The following is a 9603-nucleotide window of genomic DNA, read 5'->3' on the forward strand; positions in this document are numbered from 1 at the left end:
AGGGGATCGCGGTCTTTCATCGCATGACTCTGCTCGTCGACCCAGGTCATGACCTGCTGGCGGTCGAGCGTCGGCCGACGGTGCAGGATTTCCACCAGCTGCCGCTCGCAATGCTGGGCATACGCAACGACGCTGGAAAACAAAGGGCTGTTCATGCTGCCGACACCTCGCCACCGAATACGCGTTCAGCCTTGATCAGGCGCCAGTTGTGATTGCTCCCGGTACTGCAGACGACACAATAGCACTGGCGTGACGTGTCGACAGTATCGGGTGGGCGTGCAGGCATGCGGTCAAGAAGATGCGCCGTGCGGCGTTGTTGAGCCTGCCGCGAGGCCGGTGCTAACATTCGCCACCGCCGAGCAGGCAAGGACATACCGGTTTATGAGCAGCATCCGCGAGCGCAACAAAGAACTGATCCTGCGCGCAGCCAGTGAAGAATTTGCCGATAAAGGATTCGCCGCCAGCAAGACCAGCGACATCGCCGCCAAGGCGGGTGTGCCCAAGCCCAACGTTTATTACTACTTCAAGTCCAAGGACAACCTGTACCGCGAGGTGCTCGAAAGCATCATCGAGCCCATCCTGCAGGCGTCGACGCCTTTCAATCGTGATGGGGTGCCGGCTGACGTGTTGACGCGTTACATCCGCTCGAAGATCCGCATCTCCCGCGACCTGCCCTTTGCTTCGAAAGTCTTTGCCAGCGAGATCATGCACGGCGCGCCGCATCTGACGCCGGAGCAAGTGCAGCAGCTCAATGGTCAGGCCAGGCACAACATCGAATGCATTCAGGGCTGGATCGATGACGGCCTGATCGCGCCGATCGACCCCCATCACCTGATGTTCAGCATCTGGGCCGCGACCCAGACCTACGCCGACTTTGACTGGCAGATTTCAACCGTCACGGGGAAAACGGCGCTGGACGACGCTGACTACGAAGCGGCCGCCCAGACCATCATCAGGCTGGTGCTCAAAGGGTGCGAACCTGACCGGTGAGGGTCAGTAACTTTCTTCTTTGTCATAGCCCAAGGCCTTGTTCACGCCTTGTAGAAGCTGGCCGAAGCTCCAGGGTTTGCGAATGAACACCACCGGATGTACGACGCCCGAGCTCTCGGGCGTCTCATGACCTGACATGATCAGGATCGGGATGTCCGGGTACTTGTTGCCCGACAAGTTCGCAAGGTCGGCCCCGTTCAAGGTGCCCGGCATGAGGATATCGGTCAGGAGGAGCGCCACGTCGCCCGAGTTGCTTTCGAGGTAATCCGCCGCCTCGTCTGCAGTCTCCAGCGCATGGGTGGCAAAGCCTTCATCAGCGAGGATCTCGCAAACAAACTCGCGAATGATTTCCTCGTCCTCAACCACCAGAATGAGTCCCGTGTTTGCTACGTCTGCTGCCATTTGCGCCACATCCACAATAATTATTTCCCATGCCTTCCCGGCCGGCCCTGTCCTGGACTCGGGTGTAGTCCGTACTGTGAGCGGCGCGAGCGCCGGAAATTCCATCGGGAAGCAACATTTGGTCGAAAGGTTGTGCAGATTCAGGAAATGAACGTGTGCGAAAAGGCCTTCACCAAATCGCAGGCAATAAAAAACCCGCCGAAGCGGGTTTATGCAACACCGTCCAACTTCCTGTTGGCCGCCAATGCCTGGCAACGGTCGATCATCCTTGATCCTGCAGCGGTCCGTTGCTGCAGTTGATGGATCCAATGTACCGCGAGCGAGCGTCTCAACCTAGAGCCAAGTTCCTCAGCTCGTGTAAGCGTTTCGCTATACCTGTCGAAATCTTCAGATAAATCCCCTGATTCAACGGCGCTACTTCTTACGGCCGAGGCGGCCGCCGCCCCTTGGATTGCAGATAAATCCCCGTAGCGCTCTCAGGTTTGCCAGCGCCAAGCCGAGATGCTTTATGACACTGCGTCCTCTGTCCGTCGATCGACGGTTCGATCCGCTGTTCGCAACCGGTTTACCCGACGACTGCCCCCTACGCGTGACCTACAACAAGAACAAAGAAACGGAGTGACGATCATGAATATGCGCAATCTTTCCATCAGCCGGCGCTTGTGGCTGATTCTCATCGTCGCAGTGGTGATGCTGTTTACGCTGGCGGCGGCGATGCTCAAGCAGATCCACGACGATCTGTATGAAGCCAAAACCATCAAGACCATGCACGTGGTGCAGACTGCCAGCGGCCTGCTCGACTATTACCATGGCTTGGAGACCGCCGGAACCCTGACCCGCGACCAGGCGCAGCAGCAGGCGATGGAGGCCGTTCGCGGGCTGCGCTACAACAAGACCGACTACTTCTGGATCAATGATCTGCGCCCGGTGATGATCATGCACCCGGCCAATCCCAAGCTGGTGGGCCAGGACCTGTCCACCATCAAAGACCCCGACGGCTTCCAGGTTTTCAACGAGATGGTCACGCTGGCCAAAGCCAAAGGGGCCGGCATGGTCAACTACCGCTGGCCCAAGCCCGGCGCGAGTGACGCGGTCGGCAAGACCTCGTACATCTCGCTGTTTGAGCCGTGGGGCTGGATCATCGGCTCCGGCGTTTACATCGACGATGTGCAGGCCGAGTTCTACAAGCAGGTGGTCAAGGCATTGTCGATCAGCGCCGGCATCATCCTGGTCATGGCGCTGGTGCTGATTCTGATTGCCCGCAGCATCGCCGGTCCGCTCAAGGCCACTGTCGAGGCGATGGCGAATATCGCCAGCGGGGAAAGTGATCTGACCCGCACCCTGGAAACCCACGGTAACGATGAAGTCACGCAACTGGCGCGACATTTCAACGCCTTCACCACCAAGTTGCGTGGCGTGGTCAGCCAGTTGCAATCCTCAGCGGTCGGCCTCGGTCAGGCATCGAGTGAGCTGGGCAGCAATGCGATTCAGGCTCAGGCGCGCAGTCAGCAGCAGTCGCTGCAGATGGAGCAGGTCGCCACTGCCGTCAATGAGGTCACCTATGGGGTGCAGGATGTGGCCAAAAACGCCGAGCACGCGGCCAGCGAAATGCGCAACGCCGAATCCCAGGCGCAGCAGGGTCAGGCCAATATCGACAGCAGCCTGAAGCAGATCGGCCACCTGTCCGGCACCATCGATCAGGCGGTCGAGGTGATTCGCACGCTGGCCAGCGAAAGCACGCAGATCGGCGGTGTGCTGGAGGTGATCAGCTCGATTGCCGAGCAGACCAACCTGCTGGCGTTGAACGCTGCCATCGAAGCCGCGCGCGCCGGTGATCAGGGCCGTGGCTTTGCGGTGGTGGCGGACGAGGTGCGGCTGCTGGCTCAGCGCACGCAGAAATCAACCGCGGAAATCCAGGCCATGATCGAGCGCCTGCAAACGCATTCAGACGCCGCGGTAAAAGTGATCGCCGACAGCAGTCGTTCGTCGCAACTGACCATCGAGCAGGCCAACCTGGCCGGCCAGAGCCTGACCTCAATCAGCCAGGCGCTGCGCAACCTCAACGGCCTCAACGCCTCGATCGCCAGCGCGACCCTCCAGCAATCCCATGTGGTGGAAGACATCAACCAGAACGTCACCCAGGCGGCGCAGCTATCCCAGAGCACGGCGGTGGCGGCGGAGCAGTCCAGCGCGGCGAGCAATCAGCTCAAGGGGTTGAGTGAACAGCTGAACGGGTTGTTGCGGCAGTTTCGGGTGTAAAGCTCGGTTGAGCACCCTCAATTTGGCGGTGTGACACCTGACGCCTTCCCGGCTAAAGCCGGTCCCACTGGGGTACGCGGTGTGTTTAGTGGGACCGGCTTCAGCCGGGAAGAGGCCGGTTTGAGCACCATCAATCTCGTGGTGTGGCACGTGACGCCTTCCCGGCTAAAGCCGGTCCCACTGGGGTACGCGGTGTTTTTAGTGGGACCGGCTTCAGCCGGAAAGAGGCCGGTGTGAGCACCGTCAATCTCGTGGTGTGACACCCGACGCCTTCCCGGCTGAAGCCGGTCCCACTGGGGTACGCGGTGTTTTCAGTGGGACCGGCTTCAGCCGGGAAGAGGCCGGTTTGAGCACCCTCAATTTTGCGGTGTGACGCCTGACGCCTTCCCGGCTAAAGCCGGTCCCACAGGGGTACGCGGTGTTTTTAGTGGGACCGGCTTTAGCCGGGAAGAGGCCGGTTTGAGCACCCTCATTTTCGTGATGTGACGGCTGACGTCTTCCCGGCTAAAACCTTTATTGCCCAGCGCGGGGTGTCAGCGAATCAGGTGACATCTGGGCTGTCTCGCCTTGTAACTTGCAGATCCATCTAGCTCAAGCCACTATGTATACAATAAATACAGTTATTGAATACAACCATGCCCACCATCCCTGCCCCATCCGCCCAGCAATGCCCCGACTGGGCCGAAGCCCTGCTCAACGGTTTCAGTCAGGTGCTCCTGCAACGCAGCCCTCTGTGCGGGGTTTTCTGCCTGTTGGCGATTCTGATCAGCGCGCCCTCCTCGCTGGGCGCCGCGTTGCTGGGTGGCGTCGCCGGTTTGCTCACGGCTCAACGCCGAGGCTATCCGAAGATCCGGCGTCAGGCCGGGCTTTACAGCTACAACGGCGTTTTACTGGGTCTGCTGATCGGCTTCCGCTTCGAATGGTCGCCACTGGTGCCGCTGCTGATCATTGCCTGCGGCGGGCTGAGCGCGATGTTCATGCACACGTGGCTGGAGCGCACGCCACGGGCATCGTGCCTGAACGCCTACACGGCGCCTTTCGTCCTGTTCGGCTGGTTCTTGTTGCTGTTCGTCGAACCGACGCACGCGTCTGCCTCGGACGTGGACCCGATCCACGCGCTGCCGCTGGGTTTGGGCCAGGTCTTTCTGCTCGACCATCCGCTGGCCGGGGTAGTGATCGCCACAGGGCTGTTGATCGCCAATCGCCGCGCTGCGCTGTGGGCCTTTGGCGGCTGCATCGGCGGAGTGGCTTTCGCGCTCTGGCAATCGCAGCCTGACCTGGCGCTGCCCGGCCTGTGCGGCTACAACCCGGCGCTGGCCGGGCTGGCGTTCAGTCAGGCGCGGCACAAACCCTGGCTGCCGGTGAGCGCCATTGCGTTGTCCATTCTGTTGCAGCCGGGGTTTTCAGCCCTGGGCTTGGCAACGCTCACCGCGCCGTTCATTCTGGCGTGCTGGCTGGTGCAGGCCAGCACCCGGCTGCTGCGCCCTGGCATCGGTGATGACAGGTTGCGCTCCTGAGCGCTTTGTCCCACGCTCTGCCGACCTTGCACGCGGAACGACAACATGGACAGCAACATCAGCTGGCGCGAACAGCTACGCATCATCGTTTTTCAGAGTGACACCAAACCCGGCCGGCGCTTCGACAAGATCCTGCTGGTGCTCATCCTGTGCAGCCTGCTCGTGGCGATCATCGACAGCATCGAGGCCGTACACCGCAACTACGCCACGCCGCTGGCCTGGGTCGAGTGGACCTTCACCTTCATCTTCGCGGTCGAGTACCTGTTGCGTCTGTACTGCTCGCCAAAACCCCTGAAGTACGCGTTCAGCTTCTACGGCCTGATCGATTTACTGGCAATCGTGCCGGGGATTCTGGCCATCTATTACAGCGATGCGCAGTACCTGCTGATCGTTCGCGTGGTGCGCATGCTGCGGATCTTCCGCGTGCTCAAACTCAGCCCTTACCTGAAACAGGCCAACTATTTGCTCGCCGCCTTGCGGGGCAGCAAGCAGAAGATCATCGTGTTTCTCGCTACCGTCTCGACGCTGGTGACGGTGTTCGGCACGCTGATGTACGTAATTGAAGGCCCGGAGCACGGTTTCACCAGCATTCCCAAGGGCATCTATTGGGCGATTGTCACGCTGACCACGGTGGGTTTTGGCGACATCGTGCCGAAGACGCCGATCGGGCAGATTCTGTCGTCGCTGGTGATGATTACCGGTTACTCGATCATCGCTGTGCCCACCGGGATTTTCACCGCCGAACTGGCCAATGCGATGCGCGGTGACCAGCTGCAGCACGACTGCCCGGTCTGCGCCAAAAACGCCCATGAACCCAACGCAGCGTTCTGCTCACGCTGCGGCAACGCACTGTTTCCCAAGCTCGGTTCGATGACTGCGCCGGCAGAGGCACAACGCGACATAAGCACATGAGTTTTTGGTCTATTGGCCCGATGTGACTTTGGTTATAGTCGCCAGCCATTGGCCATCTCATAACGCTTTAAGAAAGGCCCTCAGGGGCGATCCGTCCCGCGCGCTACGCTTGATTCTCCATGCCACAAGGAATTCACAGTGAAAAAGATCTTCGCCGCTTCCCTGCTTGCCGCAGGACTGGCTCTGGGCAGCGCTGCACAGGCCGCGCCGTCGTTGCTCAACGTTTCTTATGACGTGATGCGCGACTTCTACAAGGACTACAACGCCGCGTTTCAGAAGCATTGGGAAGCCGAGCATCACGAAAGCGCGACGATTCAAATGTCCTTCGGCGGATCGAGCAAACAGGCGCGTTCGGTGATCGATGGCCTGCCCGCCGATGTCATCACCATGAACATGGCCACCGACATCAACGCACTCGCTGACAACGGCAAACTGGTGCCGGATAACTGGGTCACCCGCCTGCCCAATAACAGCGCGCCGTTCACCTCGGCCACGGTGTTCATCGTGCGCAAGGGCAACCCGAAGGCGCTGAAGGATTGGCCGGACCTGGTCAAGGATGGCGTTGAAGTGGTGGTGCCAAACCCGAAAACCTCGGGCAACGGCCGCTACACCTACCTCTCGGCCTGGGGCTACACACTGAAGAATGGCGGCGATGAAGCGGCCGCGAAGAAGTTCGTGGGCGAGCTGTTCAGCCACGTGCCGGTGCTCGACACCGGCGGTCGCGGCGCGACCACGACGTTCATGACCAACCACATCGGCGATGTGCTGGTGACCTTCGAAAACGAGGCCGAAATGATCGCCCGCGAGTTTGGTCGCGATCAGTTCGAAGTGGTTTACCCAAGCGTGTCCGCCGAAGCCGAACCGCCGGTGAGCGTCGTGGACAAGGTGATCGACAAGAAAGGCACGCGCGCGGCGGCTGAGGAATACCTGAAATACCTGTGGTCGTCAGAAGGCCAGGAAATCGCCGCGGCCAACTACCTGCGCCCACGCGACCCGGCGGTGCTGGCCAAGTACACCGATCGTTTCCCGAAAGTGGACTTCCTGTCGGTGGAAAAAACCTTCGGCGATTGGCGCACCGTGCAGAAGACCCACTTCAATGACGGTGGCGTGTTCGACCAGATTTATCCGGCGAAATAAGGCCCGGTCTCAGACCTGCGCTGTTGCTTAGAAAGGTCAAGAGCGTCTGCCTAACGGCAGACGTTTCGCCTTCGGCGAGTTACTTGATAAAGCCCCAAGTAACCAAGGGCTTTTGCTCCTGGTTGGGCCCTTCCTTCGTCAGGGTTCCTTCACTCCGGTCTTGCTCCGTGGGCACGCGCCGAACGGACATCCATGTCCTGACGGCGCTCTCGCCGCATCCATGCGGCTCGGCCCACTGCGCAAAACCTGCGTTCAGCCTGCACCCAAGTCGCGACGGGTGTCGTCTGGAGGGTATGTATTGAAGATCAAGATCTGGAGCAGATCAAAAGCTTCCCGGCTGAAGCCGGTCCCACTAACAGACCGCGCGCCATTGTAGGTCCGGCTTCAGTCGGGAAGCTATTGATCGCTCCCCCGCTGCGCGTGGGAATGCATCCTGTGACGCTCTGCGTCAATTCACCAAGCCTCAATACATGCCGTCTGCGGGACGCGGAGCGTCCGGGGCGGCGTTACCACGCGGAGCGTGGGAACGATCAGAAAACAAGGCCCGGGTTGATGCGAAAACGGCGACCTGAGGAGGTCGCCGTTTTTTGTTTGGGGCCATACACGATTGGCGGGTAGAGGCGAAACCTGTGGAAGCGTGGCTTGTCTCGCGATCGGCTGCGCAGCAGTCGTGAAACCCAACGCCCCGATGCTGGCTGACACACCGCACTCGCCGGGTTGCTGGCGCTGCGCACCAGATCGCGGGACAAGCCACGCTCCTACAGGATTCTTCGCTTGGCGGATGATCTCTGTGGGCCATGCCGAGCCGGGATCACCGGGCTACAGCACTTGATCGTTCCCACGCTCCGCGTGGGAATGCATCCTCTGACGCTCTGCGTCAACTCCCCAAGCTTCGATGCGGGACGCGGAGCGTCCGGGGCGGCGGCGTTACCACGCGGAGCGTGGGAACGATCAAGATCAAAGGCTTCCCGGCTAAAGCCGGTCCCACTGACTGCACCCGCTGCCGTTAGTGGGACCGGCTTTAGCCGGGAAGCTTCTGATCTGCTTCTGATCTGCTTCTGATCTGCTTCTGATCTTCTTCTGATCTGCTTTTGATCTGCTTTTGATCTTCGTACACAAAAAGCCCAGTCACCGCCAATCGCGACTTGGGTGCAGGCTGAACGCAGGTCTCGTGGAGTGGGCCGAGCCGCATGGATGCGGCGAGAGCGCCGTTGCGGGCATGGATGCCCGTTCGGCGCGGGCCCACGGAGCGAGACCGGAGTGAAGGAACCCTGACGAAGGAAGGGCCAAACCGAGAGCAGGCACTTTTGGTTACTTTTGGTTGGTCCGGCTCCCGGCTTTTTAAAAGTAACTCGCCGAAGGCGAAATAAGAGGCCGTTAGGCCGAGGCTCTTGATCCCGCCGGAGCAACCCCCACCGCCTACCTCAATTCCCGAACTGCTTGGTCAACCCCGGCGGTACGCCGCTGGCGTCTGTCTCTTGCCAAGGCCCGCTGGGCGAAGTCGACCAGGTCCAGCCGTCGTTCCAGCGATAGTAGGTGCGCTGGCGATAGAACGTATTCGGTACGTTGTCCAGCACATGCACGCCCAGACGCGCGTCCCAGTGGCTGTTGCCACCCGGTGGCGGGGCGAAGTGCGAGGAGGTCTGCGGGCCGGGTGCCGGGATCGGCGCGGACGGTGGCGTTTGCGGCGCCGTGCGCGGGGTACCGGGCTGCGGGGTCGGCGACGGGCCGGGGATGGTCGGGATCGGCTCGGCGCTCTGTCCGGCGCTACGGGACCCCGGATGCTGCACCGCACACGCTGCGGTCAATGCCACCACCAGACTCAACAAGGCAAAACGGGCGACGCGATACATAGGTTTCTCTACTCGCTGCGTTAACGGAATTACTGATCAGGGCTGTCGATGGTCAGGGCCTGCAGCGCCGTGACATTGCTCGGCAGCGGCTGGCTGCGACCGATCCATTCGCCCGCCGTGGGCTGACCGGCGCGGGACACCCGAGCCACGAGTTGGACTTCGGCGAAGTTCGACAGTTTCAGCTGCGGCATCATCGCGTCGGCATCAGTCAGCTCGACCTCCACGGGCAAGTCTGCCACCGTCACCCGCTTGACTGCCAACGGCGCTGGCGGGCCTGACACCGCCCGAGCGAAGACAAACACGGTATCGCCAGGTTGCACCCTGGTTTTCAACGCGTCCGAGAGCGTGACCCGCACCTTCAGATGAGCGCCCTGCGCCGCAACCGATTGGCTGTCTTCACGCTTGCCACCGTTTTCAACAAGCTTGTCATTGGCGCGTTTGATGCCGCCTTCCAGCGCCGCGCGGGAGGGATCGTTCGGTGGCAACACGGCCAGCAAACGCGTCCAGTAACTGACCGCCTGATCGAAACGCTG

General features: G+C 60.8%; 8 protein-coding genes. 5 read left to right on the top strand and 3 right to left on the bottom strand.

The features are described 5' to 3' along the window. Positions 1 to 381: 381 nt before the first annotated feature. A complete protein-coding gene (locus VF672_RS10575; protein ID WP_331104431.1) occupies positions 382 to 990 on the top strand; it encodes a TetR/AcrR family transcriptional regulator in 609 nt (202 codons plus the stop codon). A gap of 3 nt (positions 991 to 993) precedes the next feature. Here the strand turns inward: VF672_RS10575 and VF672_RS10580 are convergent, their stop codons facing one another. After that, on the bottom strand, positions 994 to 1392 hold the full coding sequence (locus tag VF672_RS10580) for a response regulator (protein WP_331104433.1): 399 nt from the start codon (positions 1390 to 1392) through the stop codon (positions 994 to 996). Between the two features lie 627 nt (positions 1393 to 2019). Between VF672_RS10580 and VF672_RS10585 the strand changes: the two genes are divergently transcribed. From VF672_RS10585 to VF672_RS10600, 4 genes are all read left to right on the top strand, one after another. Beyond that, a complete protein-coding gene (locus tag VF672_RS10585) occupies positions 2020 to 3651 on the top strand; it encodes a methyl-accepting chemotaxis protein (RefSeq protein ID WP_331104435.1) in 1632 nt (543 codons plus the stop codon). 635 nt (positions 3652 to 4286) lie between these two features. After that, complete coding sequence (locus tag VF672_RS10590) at positions 4287 to 5168, top strand: urea transporter (RefSeq protein ID WP_331104437.1); 882 nt, start codon at positions 4287 to 4289, stop codon at positions 5166 to 5168. A 45-nt stretch (positions 5169 to 5213) separates the two neighbouring features. Further along, positions 5214 to 6080, top strand: a complete 867-nt coding sequence (locus tag VF672_RS10595; protein ID WP_331104439.1) for an ion transporter — start codon at positions 5214 to 5216, stop codon at positions 6078 to 6080. Positions 6081 to 6218: 138 nt separating this feature from the next. Further along, the gene (locus VF672_RS10600; protein ID WP_331104440.1) at positions 6219 to 7217 is read left to right on the top strand and encodes a sulfate ABC transporter substrate-binding protein; all 999 of its coding nucleotides are present in this window, start codon (positions 6219 to 6221) and stop codon (positions 7215 to 7217) included. A 1424-nt stretch (positions 7218 to 8641) separates the two neighbouring features. Here the strand turns inward: VF672_RS10600 and VF672_RS10605 are convergent. Next, positions 8642 to 9070, bottom strand: a complete 429-nt coding sequence (locus tag VF672_RS10605; protein ID WP_331104442.1) for a hypothetical protein — start codon at positions 9068 to 9070, stop codon at positions 8642 to 8644. A 29-nt stretch (positions 9071 to 9099) separates the two neighbouring features. Further along, positions 9100 to 9603 (bottom strand): c-type cytochrome biogenesis protein CcmI/CycH (locus tag VF672_RS10610; RefSeq protein ID WP_422662548.1); only part of this gene is annotated, 504 nt, incomplete at its 5' end.

Origin of the sequence: Pseudomonas sp. (assembly GCF_036387035.1) — a bacterium.
In the GTDB taxonomy this organism is placed as follows: Bacteria; Pseudomonadota; Gammaproteobacteria; order Pseudomonadales; family Pseudomonadaceae; genus Aquipseudomonas.

Excerpts from the sequence above, each read along its gene's own strand:
- VF672_RS10575 (WP_331104431.1), top strand. The coding sequence starts at position 382 with ATGAGCAGCATCCGCGAGCGCAACAAAGAACTGATCCTGCGCGCAGCC.
- VF672_RS10580 (WP_331104433.1), bottom strand. The coding sequence starts at position 1,392 with ATGGCAGCAGACGTAGCAAACACGGGACTCATTCTGGTGGTTGAGGAC.
- VF672_RS10585 (WP_331104435.1), top strand. The coding sequence starts at position 2,020 with ATGAATATGCGCAATCTTTCCATCAGCCGGCGCTTGTGGCTGATTCTC.
- VF672_RS10590 (WP_331104437.1), top strand. The coding sequence starts at position 4,287 with ATGCCCACCATCCCTGCCCCATCCGCCCAGCAATGCCCCGACTGGGCC.
- VF672_RS10595 (WP_331104439.1), top strand. The coding sequence starts at position 5,214 with ATGGACAGCAACATCAGCTGGCGCGAACAGCTACGCATCATCGTTTTT.
- VF672_RS10605 (WP_331104442.1), bottom strand. The coding sequence starts at position 9,070 with ATGTATCGCGTCGCCCGTTTTGCCTTGTTGAGTCTGGTGGTGGCATTG.